This window comes from Parafrankia irregularis (genome assembly GCF_001536285.1).
GTDB lineage: Bacteria > Actinomycetota > Actinomycetes > Frankiales > Frankiaceae > Parafrankia > Parafrankia irregularis.
Genome location: NZ_FAOZ01000001.1, coordinates 241,928 through 258,660, shown reverse-complemented (window position 1 = coordinate 258,660; position 16,733 = coordinate 241,928). Strand labels below are relative to the sequence as shown.

The 16,733-nt window shown below is 70.8% G+C and carries 14 protein-coding genes; 11 read left to right on the top strand and 3 right to left on the bottom strand.

Annotation, left to right across the window (positions count from 1 at the left end):
• The first annotated feature begins 86 nt into the window (after positions 1–86).
• Positions 87–677, top strand: coding sequence for a DUF3099 domain-containing protein (locus tag AWX74_RS01075; protein WP_091270607.1), 591 nt, complete (start codon positions 87–89; stop codon positions 675–677).
• Positions 678–813: 136 nt separating this feature from the next.
• Here the strand turns inward: AWX74_RS01075 and AWX74_RS01070 are convergent, their stop codons facing one another.
• Positions 814–1,299, bottom strand: a complete 486-nt coding sequence (locus tag AWX74_RS01070) for a carboxymuconolactone decarboxylase family protein (protein ID WP_054567292.1) — start codon at positions 1,297–1,299, stop codon at positions 814–816.
• A gap of 215 nt (positions 1,300–1,514) precedes the next feature.
• Here AWX74_RS01070 and AWX74_RS01065 point away from each other — a divergent pair, with 215 nt between their 5' ends.
• The 3 genes from AWX74_RS01065 to AWX74_RS01055 all read left to right on the top strand — a co-directional run bounded on the left by AWX74_RS01065 (position 1,515) and on the right by AWX74_RS01055 (position 4,890).
• Positions 1,515–2,453, top strand: coding sequence for an RNA polymerase sigma-70 factor (locus AWX74_RS01065; protein WP_091270604.1), 939 nt, complete (start codon positions 1,515–1,517; stop codon positions 2,451–2,453).
• 219 nt (positions 2,454–2,672) lie between these two features.
• Positions 2,673–3,854 carry a CaiB/BaiF CoA transferase family protein gene (locus AWX74_RS01060; RefSeq protein ID WP_091270602.1) on the top strand — a complete coding sequence of 394 codons (1,182 nt, stop codon included), beginning with the start codon at positions 2,673–2,675 and terminating at the stop codon, positions 3,852–3,854.
• 25 nt (positions 3,855–3,879) lie between these two features.
• Positions 3,880–4,890, top strand: coding sequence for an SAM hydrolase/SAM-dependent halogenase family protein (locus AWX74_RS01055; RefSeq protein ID WP_226931448.1), 1,011 nt, complete (start codon positions 3,880–3,882; stop codon positions 4,888–4,890).
• Between the two features lie 12 nt (positions 4,891–4,902).
• On the opposite strand, the gene pucL is transcribed toward AWX74_RS01055, so the two are convergent.
• Positions 4,903–5,811: a factor-independent urate hydroxylase gene (gene pucL / locus AWX74_RS01050; RefSeq protein WP_091270599.1), complete on the bottom strand. Its 909-nt coding sequence runs from the start codon at positions 5,809–5,811 to the stop codon at positions 4,903–4,905.
• A gap of 838 nt (positions 5,812–6,649) precedes the next feature.
• Between pucL and AWX74_RS01045 the strand changes: the two genes are divergently transcribed.
• The 7 genes from AWX74_RS01045 (at position 6,650) to AWX74_RS01015 (ending at position 15,203) form a co-directional block, all read left to right on the top strand.
• The gene (locus AWX74_RS01045) at positions 6,650–7,984 is read left to right on the top strand and encodes a L,D-transpeptidase (protein WP_091270596.1); all 1,335 of its coding nucleotides are present in this window, start codon (positions 6,650–6,652) and stop codon (positions 7,982–7,984) included.
• 234 nt (positions 7,985–8,218) lie between these two features.
• A complete protein-coding gene (locus AWX74_RS01040; RefSeq protein WP_091270594.1) occupies positions 8,219–9,268 on the top strand; it encodes a phosphatase PAP2 family protein in 1,050 nt (349 codons plus the stop codon).
• Between the two features lie 149 nt (positions 9,269–9,417).
• Entirely contained in the window at positions 9,418–10,647 is a 1,230-nt protein-coding gene (locus AWX74_RS01035; RefSeq protein WP_091270591.1) for an OmpA family protein, read from the top strand.
• 571 nt (positions 10,648–11,218) lie between these two features.
• Positions 11,219–11,413: a (2Fe-2S)-binding protein gene (locus AWX74_RS01030; RefSeq protein ID WP_091270589.1), complete on the top strand. Its 195-nt coding sequence runs from the start codon at positions 11,219–11,221 to the stop codon at positions 11,411–11,413.
• A 183-nt stretch (positions 11,414–11,596) separates the two neighbouring features.
• Entirely contained in the window at positions 11,597–12,076 is a 480-nt protein-coding gene (gene bfr, locus AWX74_RS01025) for a bacterioferritin (protein WP_054567060.1), read from the top strand.
• A gap of 199 nt (positions 12,077–12,275) precedes the next feature.
• Positions 12,276–14,816: an MMPL family transporter gene (locus AWX74_RS01020; RefSeq protein WP_091270587.1), complete on the top strand. Its 2,541-nt coding sequence runs from the start codon at positions 12,276–12,278 to the stop codon at positions 14,814–14,816.
• A 141-nt stretch (positions 14,817–14,957) separates the two neighbouring features.
• Positions 14,958–15,203, top strand: a complete 246-nt coding sequence (locus AWX74_RS01015; protein ID WP_006539263.1) for a DUF2630 family protein — start codon at positions 14,958–14,960, stop codon at positions 15,201–15,203.
• Between the two features lie 20 nt (positions 15,204–15,223).
• Here the strand turns inward: AWX74_RS01015 and AWX74_RS01010 are convergent, their stop codons facing one another.
• Positions 15,224–16,681, bottom strand: a complete 1,458-nt coding sequence (locus tag AWX74_RS01010; RefSeq protein WP_091270585.1) for a DHA2 family efflux MFS transporter permease subunit — start codon at positions 16,679–16,681, stop codon at positions 15,224–15,226.
• Positions 16,682–16,733: the final 52 nt, after the last annotated feature.

Sequence of the window (16,733 nt, the reverse complement as noted above, 5' to 3'; positions counted from 1 at the left end):
TGCCGGGCGGCTGGCCTGGTCCCGGTGGGGCGATCGGTCGACATGGGCAGGCGGCGGTTGACGTGAGGTGGCGACGAGGCGAGCCCGTGCTGATCACTTCGGCGGCCGAGGCCAGGCCGGAGGAGATCCGCCGTCGCGAGCAGCGCTACGTCCTCACGATGCTGGTCCGGGTGGTCTGCTTCGTGCTCGCCGTCGTCGCGTTCTCCGGCTGGCTGCGCATCGTCGCGGTGGCCCTCGCCGTGATCCTGCCCTGGATCGCGGTCGTGGTCGCCAACGGCGGGCCGGCACCGTCCGACCGTCGTCAGGCGGGCTTCGTCGCCAAGGACGCGACCACCACCGAGCCGCTCTCCCTGGCCGCCGGCCACACCATCGTCGACGCCACGGTCGTCGACGGGGAGCAGCCGGGCGACCCGCCGCCGGCGGCGGCCGGTTCCGACTCGGTGGATCATCACGATGATGATGTCCGGGTGGGCGTTGCGGACAGCGTGTCGGGTGGCCCCGCGGAGCCCGGCGGTGGCGATGACGTCGATCCGGGATCCGAGCGTCGCGGCGCGGGCGGCACCGCCGGCGCGGGGACGATTATCGATGCGGTCGTTGTCGCATCAACCTTCGCTGACAGCGCCCAGCCCGCCCGGGAGCCGGATGCCGGGCCCGCGGCCGGCGGCCCTGGGCACTGAGACGTGAGTGATCTGACCGTGTAGACCTGTCACCTGTCACCTGTCACCTGTGACCTGGTCACCTGGGCACTGGTCGGGTGTCGTGGCCACTCGACGCGGAGGCCCGGCCGGGGCGCCCCGGCCGGGGAACCCCCGGTCAGTTCGCGAAGCTGGCGGCCATGCCGGGTTGGTAGCCACCCGCTGGGGTGCGCATGATCACGTTCATTCGGTTCGCCGCGTTGATCAGGCCGACGAGGCAGACGAGGGCCGCGATCTGGTCGTCGTCGTAGTGCTTGCGGACCTGCGCCCAGGTCTCGTCGGACACGCCGAGGTGGGCGTCGGCGAGCCGGGTTCCCTCCTCGGCGAGTGCCAGCGCGGCTCGCTCGGCCTCGGTGAACACGTCTGCCTCGCGCCAGGCCGCGACCAGGTGGAGCCGGGTGGAGGTCTCACCGGCAGCCGCGGCCTCCTTGGTGTGCATGTCGACGCAGAAGCCGCAGCCGTTGATCTGGCTGGCCCGCAGCGACACCAGCTCCTGGGTGGGCTTCGGCAGCGACGACTGGTGGATCACCAGGCTGGCGTTCGCGAACCGCTTGCCGAACCTGGTGGCGAGCTCGTTGCCGAACATGTCGAATCGGGCTTCCATGATGTCGTCCTCACTCGTGGTGTCGCGTGCTGCCGCACCGGACGAACACCAGATGCCGGCGACCCCGGTCTCCGTGACGACGCGGCCTTGTGATCTGGACCACAGGTCACTGTCGCCGTCGGATCGTGATCGGCGGAAGGGCTGCCTGAGTGTCACAAACCGGTGGGGTCTGGCGTCTCATGGATGGTCCAGCCGCGCGTGAACAGGAGTTGCCCATGGCCGGTACTTCGCCGACGACGCCCGACGCTGGGAGTCCGAAGAAGGAGGACGACTCGCCAGACCCCGCCACCGAGATGTTCGTCGCGCACCGCAACCTGCTGTTCACGGTCGCCTACGAGATGCTTGGCTCGGCCGCGGACGCGGAGGACGTCCTCCAGGAGAGCTGGCTGCGCTGGGCAGGCGTCGACCTCGCCATGGTGCGGGACCCGCGGGCGTACCTGGTGCAGATCGCCACCCGTCAGGCACTGAACCGACTGCGCACGCTTGGCCGGCGCAGGGAGTCCTATGTCGGCCCCTGGCTGCCGGAGCCGTTGCTGACCGCGCCCGACGTGGCCGAGGACGTCGCGCTGGCCGACAGCGTCTCCATGGCGATGCTGCTGGTGCTGGAAACGCTTCGGCCGGCCGAGCGGGCCGTGTTCGTGCTGCGCGAGGTGTTCGACTTCGGGTACGACGAGATCGCGGCAGCCGTCGACAAGAGCCCGGCCACCGTCCGCCAGATCGCTCACCGGGCGCGGGCGCATGTCGCCGCACGCCGTCCGGCCGGGGTCGTCTCCGCGGCCGAGACCCGGGGCGCGCTCGACGCGTTCCAGCGGGCGGTCGAGACCGGCGACCTGCAGAACCTGCTGGACATCCTCGCCCCGGACATCGTCCTGCTGGGAGACGGCGGCGGGGTCAGGAAGGCCGTGTTGCGCCCTGTCGCCGGAGCGGGCAAGGTAGCCCGGCTGCTGGCCGCCGGGCTGGGCAGGTTCGGCGCTGTCCTGTCGCTGCAGCAGGTACAGGTCAACGGCTACCCGGCGCTGGTCCTCCGGCTCGACGGTGAGATCGACAGCGTCGTGACCGTACGTATCGACGACGGCCTCATCACCGGGCTCTACGTCGTCCGCAATCCCGAGAAGCTGTCGCGCATCGAGCGGGAAACCGCCCTTCGCCGCTGAGCGTGGCTACCAGCGAGCGCGGACAGCTCCAGCCCTCTGCCCGCACTCGGCTTCGGCCGTGGATCCACTCCTCGACACCGCCGCGGGAGGTCGTCGGTGGGCGATCTGGCCGAATTTCCGCCGCTGCGTCGGACAGGTTCCCCTTCTGTGCCGTAAAGGGCCTGTCCACCTGCATCGATCCGCGGTCTGGCGGGTGGGGGCGGCGCTAGCCTGACCTGCGTGCTTCCGCTTGAGGGTGTGACCGTCGTCAGTCTGGAACATGCCGTGGCCCTGCCGTTCGCGACCCGGCACCTCGCCGAGCTGGGCGCGCGGGTGATCAAGGTCGAGCGTCCGGGGCGTGGTGACTTCGCGCGGGACTACGACCGCGCGGTGCGCGGTGGGATGTCGGCGCACTTCTCCTGGCTCAACCGCTCGAAGGAGTCGCTGACGCTGGACCTGAAGGTGCCGCGCGCCCGCGAGGTGCTGGATCTGCTGGTCGCCCGGGCCGACGTCGTCGCGCAGAACCTCGGGCCGGGTGCCGCCGCCCGCCTCGGGCTGGACGCGCAGACCCTCGTCGGCCGCCACCCGGCGCTGGTCGCCGTGAACGTGTCCGGCTACGGTCCGGCCGGGCCTTATCGCGCCCGCAAGGCCTACGACATGCTCGTGCAGGCCGAGTCCGGGCTGATCGCCGTCACGGGCAGCCCGCAGCAGCCGGCGAAGGCCGGCTTCGCCGCCGGGGACGTCGCCGCGGGCAGCTACGTCATCCAGGCCGTGCTGGCCGCGCTGCTGCGGCGGGCGCGCTCCGGTGCCGGCGCGGCGCTGGACGTCGCGATGCTCGACGCGCTGACGGAGTGGATGGGCTACCCGGTGCAGACAGTGGAGCACACCGGGCAGGAGATGGCCCGGTCGGGCATCAGCCACCAGTCGATCGCGCCCTACGACGCCTACCGCACGGCGGACGGTGACGACGTCCTGATCGGGGTGCAGAACGACGGGGAGTGGCGCCGGCTGGCCGAGGGCCCGCTCGCCCGCCCGGAACTCGTCGACGACCCCGCGTTCGCGACGAACGTGGCCAGGGTGCGCAACCGGGAGGGGACCGACGCCGTGGTCGCCGCGGAGGTCGCGAAGCTGGGCACCGCCGAGCTGGAGGCGGGCCTGGACGCCGCGGGCATCGCCTACGCGCGGGTCAACACGGTCGCGGGCGTGCTCGCGCATCCCCAGCTCGCGGCCCGTGGGCGCTGGGTTGAGGTCGGCTCGCCGGTGGGCCCGGTCCGGCAGTCCCGGCCGGTGGTCGAGTTCCCGGGGGAGAACGCCCGCCTGGACCCGGTTCCGGCGCTGGGAGCGCACACCGACACCATCCTGCGCGAGCTCGATCTCTCCGCCGAGGAGATCGCCGGTCTGCGCGCCGACGGCGCGATCTGACGTTTCGAAGGGGCTGACGGTGCCGATGGGGCTGATGGGGGCGTCGCGGGAACACGAGCGTGCCGAGGGACGGGAACACGAGCGAGCCGGGAGAGACGAGCGCGCCGGGGGAGACGAGCGCGCCGCGGACGATCCGCGCTGCGTCAGCCTGCTGACGGACTACGGCCTGGTGGACGGATTCGTCGCCGCCTGCCACGGTGTCCTGCTCCGGCTCGCTCCCGCGGTGCCGGTCATCGACGTCACGCACCTGGTGCCACGCGGTGACATCCGGCGCGGCGCGACGGTGCTCGCCTCCACCGTCGCCCACCTGCCGCGCGGGGTTCATGTCGCTGTGGTCGACCCGGGCGTCGGTACCGCACGCCGGGCGCTCGCGCTGCGCACGCCGGCCGGTTTCCTCGTGGGCCCCGACAACGGTCTGCTGGTGCCCGCGGCCGAGGTGCTGGGCGGCGTGCTGGAGGCGGTGGCGCTCACCGTGCCGCCGGACGTCCCCGCCACCTTTCACGGCCGGGATGTGTTCGCCCCCGCGGCGGCGGCCCTGGTGACCGGTCGCCCGCTGCGGGCGCTCGGCCTCGTGGTCGATCCGGAGAGCCTGGTCACGCTGCCCAGGCTGGTGGCGAGGGTCGCGCCGGCAGGCCCGGATGGCGCCGCCCGCCTCGAGTCGGACGTCCTGTGTGTGGACGGCTTCGGGAACGTGGCGCTGGCCGCACCGGCGGACCTGCTGGCCGAGCTGGGCCTGCGGCCCGGCGACCGGAGCCGGCTGACCGCGTTGCGCGGGACCGGTCCGGCGGGCGGCAGCGCGAGCGCCGCGCCGGCGGCGCGCCCTGCGACGGACTCGGCGGCCGGCCCGCCGGTGGTCGCGGTGGAGGCGATCGCGGTGGAGGTGGCGGTGGGCGTGACCTTCGGCTCGGTGGAGCCCGGGGAGCTCGTGCTCTACGCCGATTCGGATGGCCACGCCGCACTGGCCACCCGGGACGGGGACGCGGCGCGTGCGCTGGGGCTGGGGCCGGGCGACCGGGTGGTGATCACACCGGCCTGACCGGCCCGGACGTCAGCAGAACCCCGGGGTGGCGTCCCAGGCGATCGGCGCGGCTGGAACGTCGTCGCGCAGGACGGTGCCCTCGATGCGGCCGTAGGGGCGGTCCGCCGCGAGGTAGACGCTGTCGGGGTTGTCCAGGCCGAACGGCGCCAGATCGACCAGGAAATGATGCTTGTTCGGCATCGACATACGGATCTCGGCAACCTCCGGGAAGGTCGCCAGCACCTTTTCGCCCATGTGGTAAAGGGTCTGTTGCAGGGCGAGGCTGTGCAGGCCCGCGAACGTCTCGACCAGCGTGCGCGGGATCTCCGCGGACAGCCGCGCGAAATCAGCGCCGGTGATCCCACTGTCGGTGGCGGTGTAGCGCCACCGGGCCGTGACCTCGGTGGCGAGGATCCGGTCGGAGGTTTCCGCCAGTGTTGTGTAGCGGTCCCGGGGAAATCCGTGGAACTCCGAGCCGGTCGTCTTGAGCACGACCAGCCCGGCGATTCCGGAGACGACGTGCACGTCGTCGGCGTCGATGGTGACCACCGTGGTTCGCCGGCTCTGCCCGGACCGGACGAAGGAGTGGTCCTGGGCCGGCCCGGCGACGTCGATACGGTCCCACCCGAACTGCTCTATCTCGACCCGCGCGCCGGTGATCCAGTCGTACGCGGCGGTGAAATGCCGGCCCAGCCGGGTCCCGAACTGTTCGATCTCGCCGACGCCGCCTTCGCGAGCGAAGGCGTAGACGACGTTTTTCTGGGTGTCCGTCGCGAGAACGTGGCTGTTATCACCCCGGGTGTGGGCCGCGGTGAAGTCACCGCGCAGGGCGGTGGACACATTCAGGTCGCTGATCCGGTGGACCGGGGTGGATCGGTCCACGTGGACGAGGCGGACCTCGGCCTTGCCGTACTGGTTCGGTCCGAGAACGATGGGCATGAGCACCTTTCGGGTCGGCGGCGGCTGGCCCGCCCGAGGCAGCCGGCTGGTGGCCAGACGATCCCGGCTCCCGGTGCCGGCGTACCCGGCGGGGAAGCCCCATTCTGGGGTGCCCGGCCGCGCCGACCTGTTGTGGTGGCGTTTCGCCTCTGTTTCCGGCGTGAGTGTCCGGAGGGCTGACCGGCCGGCACTTCGGTGCCCGGTCGGTTCCGCGACGGGATGGTTCCGGCCCGAGGTCGGTACATCGCTTCCGGCGGCGGTGTTCGGCGCGCTCCGGGGCTTTCCGGTGCGACTCGTCGGTCGGAGTGCCCCGGGGTGTCCCGGCGCGCGGCCGGTGGAAATCCGGGCACGCGAATCCCTACGGCACCAAGGTGTGACTGCGCTGCGTGCAATATCTGGCACGTCCGGTAGTGGTTAGTGTCTACTCGCGGACAAATCCGGTACTGGCCCCGGTGCGGCTTCTCGTCGGCGCGCAACTTTGTATATGAGTCGTGCGTCGGACGAAACGGCGCTGGGAGGGGTTTATGGCAGCGGGCCGGGGAGCGTCACTCTCCGAGATCGGAATATTAGCGGCGGGTAGTTGTGTCCCGGGTGGGGCCGGGTTTTCCTATGATCGACGGGACGTGGTTCGCGGTCGTGGGTACGGTCCGCTCGTGGGTGGTCGAGCATGTGCACTTTCTGTTTCTGGCCGATCCCTTTCGGTGAGGCCGCTGCGTTTCGTCGCCGCGTCGCGGCGCCCGCTGGTCACCAGCACTGGTGATCCGGTGCCGGGCGATCCGCGAGCCGACGGAAAGCCCTACACCTCGTCGTTGCTCCGGTCTTCGGAAGAAGGCATCGCATGTCCCGCTCGATGATGAGCCCGGCTCGAGTTCTCCGTGGCGGGCTGCTGCCCGCCTCCCGTTCCGTCCGCCGGCGTGGCACCGGGGTCGCCGCCCTCCTGCTCGCCGTGGCGCTGCTGGTGTCGTGCTCGTCCGGTGGCGGCGGTGGCGACGAGGCGGCGCCGCAGACCTCGCCCCCGCCGGCGACACCGACGCTGACCGTCACCCCGGCGGACGGCGCGGCCGGCATCGCGCTGACCGAGTCGGTCGTGGTGACGAGCAACGCGCCGCTCGCGTCGGTCGCGGTCGCGCGCGGCGCGAGCGCCACCGAGAAGACCGAGGCGGGCACGCTCGAGGGAACCTTCTCCGCGGACCACCGGACGTGGACCTCGGCGAGCGGGCTGTTCTCGGACAGCCGCTACGACATCCAGGCCACCACCGCCCAGACGGCGGGCCTGACCGGCACGAAGAGCATCACGTCGAGCTTCACCACCGGCATCCCGGACAAGGCGTTCAAGGTCTCCTGGGAGCCCGTGGCCGGACAGACCGTCGGGGTGGGCACTCCGATCAGCCTCACCTTCAGTGCGCCGGTGACGGACCGTGCCGCGGTGCAGCGTCGCCTCGCGGTCAGCACCGACCCGCCGGTGCTCGGCGCTTGGCGCTGGATGTCGAACCGCCTGGTGATGTGGCGGCCCCAGGAGTACTGGGCACCCGGGACCAAGGTGCACGTGGCGGCGAACCTGGCCGGCTACGACTCCGGCACCGGCTGGATCGGCGTCAAGGATCGCACGATGGACTTCACCATCGGTGCCGCCCAGGTCAGCGAGGTCGACGCGTCGACCCACAGAATGCAGGTCTACCAGAACGGACAGCTGGTCCGGACCATGCTGATCAGCGGCGGCAAGCCGGGCTCACTGACCATGGAAGGCCCGCACAACGTGCTCGGCAAGTCCCCCATGGTGATCATGGACTCGGCGACGGTGGGCATTCCGGTGGGCAGCCCCGACTACTACCGCGAGGAGGTGCAGTGGGCCGTCCACTACACCAGCGGTGGGCAGTACGTGCACTCCGCCCCGTGGTCGGTGGCCTCACAGGGGCGGGCGAACGTCTCGCACGGGTGCGTGAACGCGTCGCCCGCTGATGCGGAATGGTTCTACAACTTCAGTCAGTTTGGCGACATCATCAACATCAAGAACACCGGGCGGCCGGCGGACACGTCGCAGCTCGGGAACGAGTGGTCCGTCCCGTGGGCGACCTGGAAGGCCGGCAGCGCCCTGCCCGTCGACGAGTCGACGGACAGCTCCACGCTGGCCGGGGGCTCCTCCGGTGCAGGTGCCTCGGCCGGCGGCGCCTGACGTGCCTGGCCGCTTCGGCGGCGCGGGTGAGGCTCCGGGGCGGGATTCCCCGGACCGCGGGGCCGTGAAGGGTGGGTAACACCCGGTCGGTGACGGGCGGGTGGTCACGGAGACGTCTCTCGGTGGCCACCCGCCCTTGCGCTCCAGAACGGCTGCCCATGATTGGCTTGTCGGCGCAAGCTGGACGAAGAGAGTCGGACACGGCGAGCCGCGGGACGGACCGGGAGTCGAGGCGTGGTGGATCAGACGAACCGGGACATTCAGAACAACCTGGGTGACGAGGCCCTCCGGTCGGCGCAGAGCGGCCAGGCCAGGCCGGGTGGGTCGAGCGCCCCCGGCGGGCAGGGCGGGCCCAGCGGCGGGCGATGGTGGCGGCGACTGCGAAACCCGGCCACCGGCCTGCCGAAGCTGTGGGTCGAGGCCGTCCTGCTGGTGTCGCTCTACTACGTCTACACGGCGACCAGAGGCGCGGCCGACGCGTCCGCCACGGATGCGAACCGACTCGGCTGGGACATCCTGCACCTGCAGGAACGGCTGCACATCAACGTCGAGCTGAGCCTCAACAACTGGCTGCAGAGCGTGCCGGTGCTGGCGGTCATCTGCTGCTACTACTACGCGACCCTGCACTTCGTGGTCACACCCTCGCTGCTGGTCTGGATGTACCGGCGCAACCCGGGGCGGTATGTCCGCGCCCGGTGGACCCTGGTCTTCACCACACTGATCGCGCTGTGCGGCTTCTTCCTGTTTCCCACCACCCCGCCGCGCCTGCTGCCCGGGACGTCCTACGTCGACACGATGTCCCATTTCGAGGGCTGGGGCTGGTGGAGCGGAAGCGCCAGCGCCGCTCCGGACGGTCTGGAGGGGCTGGCCAACCAGTACGCCGCGATGCCCTCGCTGCACTGTGCGTGGGCCCTGTGGTCGGGCTTCCTGCTCGCCCGGTTCGCCCGCCGGCCGGTCGTGCGGGTGCTCGGCTGCCTGTATCCGGCGGCGACGGTCTTCATCGTGATGGCGACGTCGAACCACTACATCCTGGACGCGGTGGCCGGCTGGGCCGTGCTCGGTGTGAGCACGCTTCTCGCTTTCGCGATCACGGTCCGCCACCGCAGCCGGCGGGCCGCGGACGTCCCGCCGGCCGCCCCCGCGGACGCCGAGGCGGGGGTGGCGACGGCGGAGGCGGCCGTGCGGGAGGAAGCCGCGGCGGGGACGGCGTCGGCTGGCACGACGTCGGCTGGTACGGCGGTGGGCACGGCGGCGGCTGCGCGCGCCCGCGTCAGCGAGGCCTGAAGGGGCTGCACGTGGCGGTTCCTGGGCAGGCGTGAGCCTTCCCCCGGTGTGTTCCCGATGTCGGGCATATGGGAAAGTTTCCGTACGCTGCGGTGTCTCGCAGTGCCCCCATCGCGTATCCCCCCTTGAGTAGGGAGCACGGAGTACCCATGTCCTCGCTGTCGGTGGCGCTCCTTCGGCGCCCCCGTCCGGTCGCGTTCGTCGTCTCACTGGTGGTCGCCTGGGTGCTGCTGGGGCTGCTGGCGCTCTGGCTACGGCGTGGCCCGATCGAGGACGACCTGGGCACCCGGGCGGCGGACGCGGTCCGGGCGGCCGGTGTCAGCCGGGCGCGGGTCAGCGTCGAAGGCCGTGACATCGTCCTGCACGGCCGTTTCGAGAGCCCGCAGGAGGCACGGGAAGCCCAGCGGGTGGCAGCCGTGTCCGGCAGTGCCTCCGTACGTCTGTCCGGGGACGCGGTCGTCGCCACCGAGCCGTCCCGGCCGGTCGTCATCAGGGTGAGCGGTACCGGCGGCACACCGGCCGACCTGTCCTTCAGCGCCACCGTTCCGGACAGCGCGACGCGGGCGCAGCTGCTCGGCGCGGCAGCGGATGTCTCCGGCGGTGCCGTCTCGGCGACTGTCACCGTTGATCCGAAGGTGGCGACACCGGCGCTGGAGTCGTTCGGTGACGTGGCCAGGGCGCTGGGAAAGCAGCCGGGTGTCCGGTCCGTGACGATCGACGGTTCGTCGCTGGTGCTCCAGGGCACGGTCGCGGATCGGGCGGCGGGCACCGCGATCGGGGCGGAGGTGCTGGCGGCCGTCCGGCACCAGGTTCCGGACGCCTCGCTCGACAACCGGCTGACGGTCGGTGCCGAGGTGGCCCTCGACCCGGCCACAGGTGCGGTCAGCCCCGTTGCGGCCGATTCCACGAGCGGCGATTCGGCGGCCCCCGGTTCGTCGGTCACCGCTCCGTCGGCTCCTGCTCCGTCGGCTACCGCCCCGTCGGCCACTGGTTCCACCGGCGCTGTTCCCGAGGCCGGGCGTACCCAGGGCGCGCTGAAGGCCGCGCTCGAGGGAACCAGCCTGACTTTCGCGGTGGGGGAGTCAGCCCTCGACGCGTCCGTGCGGGCGGGTCTGGACAAGGTCGCCCAGGCCCTGCTGCCGGGAGACCTCACCGTGCTGGTCGGCGGGCATACGGACAGCACCGGCCCGCTGGCCTTCAACCAGGCGCTGTCGATGGACCGGGCCAGGGTCGCCCGTGAATACCTGGTGCAGCGGGGAGTGCCGGCCGAGCGGGTGCGGGTGGCCGGCTTCGGACCGGAGCGCCCGGTCGCGGACAACGCGACCGTGGCAGGTCGCGCCGCCAACCGCCGGGTGGATGTGACCGCGGTCACCGGCTGAGAAGTCGGCCGCAGGCACCTTCGGTCCGGGTGGTACTTCCGGCGTGCTGTCGAGTGGTGGCGCGGCCTTCGGGCCCGAACAGCAAACGCGGATTCTCGCGGTGGGCGGGGGGAGCCGGCGGCCTCACCTTCCCGGCCGGCCTGGGGGCCTGTGGGACCCCGCTGCGACCGCCCGGGAGCCGATGACCCGTCTGGCATCCCCTGCTCCTGCTGGCATCCACCGAGATCCGCCGGCGCTCGCGGGGACTTGCGGGGACTCGCGGTGACGGCTGTGCCCGCTGCGCGTGCGGTGCTTCCAGAAGGGCGATGTCGCTCGTCGTGTGGTGACTCGGATGCGACCAGGAGTGGGTTTCATCGCCGAAGGCGCCGGGGGTTGTCACCCTGCGCATCAGGTGTTTGCGGTCGGTGTGTGGCGTAGGTAAGGCTGCCTTGCGTCTGCCGCCCACTCCGTGGCACTCTAGCGATTAGGGAAGCCTTAGCTAAGCCTGAGCCTCGGCGCGAAGGGATCCCGGAACGGTAACGACAACCTCTCGGCGCTTCGGCGTCGACATCTCCGGGCGTGGTGAGGTGCGGTGCTCGTCTGTTCATGCTTTGCTGTCTCCGATCGGACGCTACGTAGCGTGATCGCATCGGGTGCCTGTGACGCAGAGGAGATCGGTGCGAGGTGTGACGCCGGCACAGGGTGCGGCGGATGCCTCGAGGAGATCGACGAGATGCTCGATGCGGCGGTGCCGCTTCGGCGCTGTCCGGTCGCCAGATCAGCCTAGGGACCCACCGGGGCCTCCGGGAGTGATCTCGGTGGGTCGGAGCGGAAACCCGCTGCCGTCTGCGGGATCCGCCTTTTTTCGCGCGGTGTTCCGGCACGCCGGTCAAGGGCTTCGTGATGCCTTCGCATGCCCGTCGAATCGCCCGTGGAGGTTTCCGGGCGATATTGGTGGAGGTAGTCGGCGATGCGTGGCGACGAACAGATCGTCGAGCGGCTGAACACAGTTCTGACAAATGAACTGACCGCGGTCAACCAGTATTTCCTGCATTCCAGGATGCAGCGGAACTGGGGTTACAAGCACATCTCCGAGCACTACTACCATGAGTCGATCGACGAGATGAAGCACGCCGATCGACTCATCCATCGAGTTCTCTACCTGGGCGGTCTTCCGAACCTGCAGCGCCTCAACACGCTCCGCATCGGGGAGACGGTTCCCGAGCAGCTGGAGCTCGACCGCCAGCATGAATCCGAGGCCGTCGACGTTCTCCGTGAGGCGATCGCCCTGTTCCGGTCAAAGGGTGACATCGGCTCCGCCGTCCTGCTGGAGGACATTCTGACCTCCGAGGAGGAGCACATCGACTGGCTGGACGCCCAGCTCGAGCTCATCTCCCAGCTCGGCGCCACCGAGTACCTCTCGCAGCAGATCCACGAACACGACGACTAGGGAGAGATCGGGGTGCGGCTCGCGGGGCCGAATGGCCTGCGGATGGGTCGTACCCCGACCGGGGGGATTCGGCGGCTCGTTCCGCGGGCGGTGCACTCGGCCCGCCGCGCCGGTCATGCGCGACAATGCGGGGGACCATCACCTGGGTGCCCGGTGAACGTGGGTGCTCTGTTGGCCCACGCGCATCGAGGGACGCCAGATGACCGACAGCGGCGGCGGCTCGCCGACCAGCAGCGACGGATCCTCCACAGTTCCGAGTCCACGTGAGGAAACGCAGTCCGACCCGGCCGTGGTCGCCCCCGGCGTCTCACCGGAGGACGGACCCACCGAATCCGGGTCCAGCACGTCCACGGTGCCCGTGGTGCCGTCCGGGAGATCGGCGCCGGACGCCCCGTCCAGACCCGTCGGGCCCTCGGAGTCCGAGCGGCAGCTTCTTCCCGGCCATCCGCCGGCGCCGGCCACGGTAGTGGCAGGTGCTCTGTCCGGCGGTGGTCGCGGTGGTGTCAGCGGTCGCGGTGTCGGTGGTGGCGGTGTCGGAGGGGGAGTGGAGCGGGCCGCGGCGGTGCGCCGGCCGGCTCGGGTGATCCTGTATCTCTTCGCCGGCCTCGCGGTGGTTCTTTTTCTGCTCGGTGGGTTCGGCGGCCAGTTCCAGGCCAAGCTGGCAGAGGTCCAGAAGAACGACAACGCCGCGTTCCTGCCCGGGTCGGCCGAGTCGACCCGGGTGGACAAGGAGGCGGAGAAGTTCCGCTCCGAGCAGACGCTGCCCGGTTTCATCGTCTATCAGCGCGTGGGCGGGCTGACGCAGGAGGACCGCGCGAAGATCGCCGCGGATGCGCGGGCCTTCCGGTCCATCAGGGGTGTCGACCCGAACCAGATCGCCGCGCCCCAGTTCTCGCGGGACGGCAGCGTTGCGAACGTGGCGGTGCCGCTCATCGGCAAGAGGGGCGACGTCGAGGTCCCGGGCGATGAGCTGGTCGACGTCGAGAAGGCTGTCGTCGAGCTGGCGAAGGCGGACGCGCCGGACGGCCTGATCGTGCACAGCGCGGGCCCCGGTGGCCTTTTCGTGGCCTTTATCGAGGCATTCGAGGGCATTGACGGTGTGCTGCTGCTGGCCGCCGGCCTGGTTGTGATCGTCATCCTCCTGGTCGTCTACCGCAGCCCGGTCCTGTGGTTCTTTCCGCTGTTCAGCTCCATCATCGCGCTGGGGGTCTCGGTTCTGATCGTCTACCCGTTGGCCAAGCACGATGTGCTGACCCTCAACGGGCAGAGCCAGGGCATCCTGTTCGTGCTGGTCATCGGCGCCGGAACCGACTACGCGCTGCTGCTCATCAGCCGCTATCGCGAAGAGTTGCACGCCTACCCCGCGAGACTGGACGCGATGATCGCGGCCTGGCGGGGCGCCGCACCCGCGATCGCCGCCTCGGCGATCACCGTCGTGCTCGGGCTGCTCTGCCTCGCGCTCGGCGAGCTGAACTCGAACAAGAGCCTCGGCCCCGTCACCGCGATCGGTATCGCCTGCACCGCGCTCGTGATGCTCACCTTCCTGCCGGTGTTCCTGGTGCTGTTCGGCCGGTGGGTCTTCTGGCCGCGGATTCCACGCGTTGACCAGCAGGCCGACCTGGCCACGCACGGTGCGTGGGCGCGGTTCGCCGCCAGGCTCGCCGGCCGGCCGCGGCTGGCCTGGGTCTCGACCGCCGTCATCCTGCTGGCCTGCGCCGGCGCGATGACGACGCTGAAGGTCGACGGCCTGTCGACGACGGACAGCTTCACCAGCGAGCCCGATGCGATCCTCGGCCAGCGGATCTATGACGCCCACTTCAGCCAGGGAGCCGGTGCCCCGGCCGTGATCATCACGAACCTGGACCGCCAGGACGAGGTCGTCGCGGCCGCGTCGAAGGTTCCGGGCGTCGCGTCCGGCCCGGGCTCCGTGTGCGTCCAGGTGGACTACGCGAAGCTGGCGCGGGCGTTCGCCGCCGACAGCACGTCGATCAGGCCGGGTGCGGATGGTTGCCTGCCGCCCTCGCTGCAGGTCACGTCCGTCGGCGGCCGCATCGCCATCGATGCGACCCTCACCAACCGTTACGACACACCCGAGGCCTTCGAGACGGTCCGGGCGCTGCGCGCGGCGCTCCATCCCATCGCAGGGGCCGATGCCCTGGTGGGTGGCGCGTCGGCGATCAACTACGACACGCAGCAGGCGTCCGCGCACGACCGGAACCTGATCATTCCCATCGTCCTCGTGGTCATCCTGATCGTGCTCGGCGTGCTGCTGCGGGCACTCGTGGCCCCGCTGCTGCTGATCGCGACGGTGGTCCTGTCCTTCGCGGCGACGCTCGGTGTCAGCGCGGTGTTCTTCAACCACGTCTTCGGCTTCGCCGACTCCGATCCGGGTTTCCCGCTCTTCGCGTTCGTCTTCCTGGTCGCTCTCGGCATCGACTACAACATCTTCCTGATGACCCGGGTGCGGGAGGAGACGCTCGAACACGGGACCCGTGCCGGGATCGTCCGTGGCCTGTCGGTGACCGGCGGCGTGATCACCTCGGCGGGGGTCGTGCTCGCGGCGACCTTCGCGGTCCTTGGTGTTCTCCCGCTGGTCTTCCTCGCCGAGGTGGGCTTCGCCGTGGCCTTCGGCGTCCTGCTTGACACGATCATCGTGCGTTCCATCCTGGTACCCGCGCTCAGCCACGACATCGGAAAGAAGATCTGGTGGCCGTCCGCCCTGGCGAAGGGCGTGGACTGATCCGGGGCCCGGCCCGCCCCTGACAGGTCCGGCCGACACAGGCAGGTCCGGCCTGACCCTGGCAGGCCCGGGCCTGCCAGGCCGGCCGACCCGGCCTGGCAGGCTGGAACGCCGCCCGGGCAACGTGCTTTGCTGGGGCGGATGGACGACACGAAGATCTTCGAGCGCATCGACACCCTGGTGGCGGAGGAGCACAGCCTGCGGCTGCGCCGATCCCAGGGGGACATCGACTCGGACGCCGAGCGCGACCGTCTCGTCGAGCTGGAGCAGACCCTCGACCAGTGCTGGGATCTGCTCCGCCGGCGCCGCGCGGCCCGCTCCGTCGGAGCGGACCCGGACGACACGCACGCCGGCTCCGGCAACCAGGTCGAGGGCTACCTTCAGTAGCGCATTGAGGTGCGGGCGGCTCAGCCGGCCGAGGGGCGGCGCGGCCTGAGCAGCCCGGCTGTGACAGCGATGCTGGCCACCATCAGGGCCGCGCCGCCGAGCCACGTCGCGTGGTAGCCGGCCGTGAGGTCCTGTGCGTTCGGCGCACCTTCGCCGGCCACGCTCTCGGCGCGCCATGCCGCGAGCGTCGTCAGGGCGGCCAGTCCCAGTGCCCCACCTACCTGCAGTGTCGTGTTGCTCAGCCCGGAGGCCAGGCCGGCGTCATCCGCGGGCACTCCCGACATGGTGAGCTGCGTGAACGCAGGCAGTGCCAGGCCGCCCCCGCAGCAGAGGATGATCGCCGCCGGCAGGATGTCCAGCGCGTACGAGGCGTCGGGCGAGAGCCGTGCCAGCAGCAGGAGGCCGACGGCCAGCAGCCCCAGGCCTGGCAGCGCGACCAGTCCCGGACCGAGATGCTCGGCGAGCCAGCCGGTGAGTCCCAGCGAGAACACACCGATCGTGATCGCGACGGGCAGGAAGGCCAGGCCGGTCGCCGCCGCGCCGTAGCCGAGGACGCGCTGGAGGAAGAGCGCGAGGGTGAACTGGAACGCGAACAGCCCGCCGGTCATCAACAACTGCGCCACGTTCCCCACGGCCAGCGGCCGGGAGGAGAACAACCGGGGCGGTAGCAGGGGCTGCCGGGTCCGCAGTTGCCGGGCGACGAACCCGACCAGCAGCACCAGCGAGAGGAAGCCGAGCCCGAGCGTGCGGGCGGACGTCCAGCCCGCGTCGTCGCTGCCCACGATCGTGAAGATGCCGATCATGAGGCCGCCGGTGACGAGTACGGCGCCGAGTGCGTCCGCTCCGGCGGCGAGGCCCAGGCCGCGGTCCTGCGGCAGGACCCGCAGGGACAGACCGACCGCGGCCAGGCCGACCGGCACGTTCACGAAGAAGACCCAGTGCCAGGTGAGCACCTCGATCAGCAGCCCGCCGGCGAGCAGTCCGATCGAGGCTCCGGCGGCACCGACGAAGCTCGACACCCCGAGTGCCCGAGCCTGTGCCCGAGGTTCGGGGAAGGTCACCACGATCATTCCGAGGACGACCGACGAGGCGAGCGCACCCCCGACTCCCTGGATGAACCGTGCGACGAGCAGCATCTCGGGACTTGCGGCCAGCCCGCAGAACAGCGACGCGACGGTGAACAGGGCGAGACCGCCGACGAAGACCCGCCGTCGACCGACGAGGTCACCGACCCGCCCGGCCAGCAGAAGCAGCCCGCCGAAGGCCACCAGGTAGGCGTTCACCACCCAGGCCAGTCCGGATTCCGAGAAGCCCAGGTCGTCCTGGATGGCGGACAGTGCGACGGTGACGATGGTGCCGTCGAGGATGACCATGAGCATGGCGGCGCACAGGACGATCAGTGCGAGCCAGCGGGGTGGACCTGGTTCGGCCACCTCTGGGCGTGTCTGGACCGGCGCTGGGAGCGTGAGCTCGGACATGTGTGCACTCCAACGGGGCACCTTTTGTTACAGGGCCCACTGCATGTTGCGG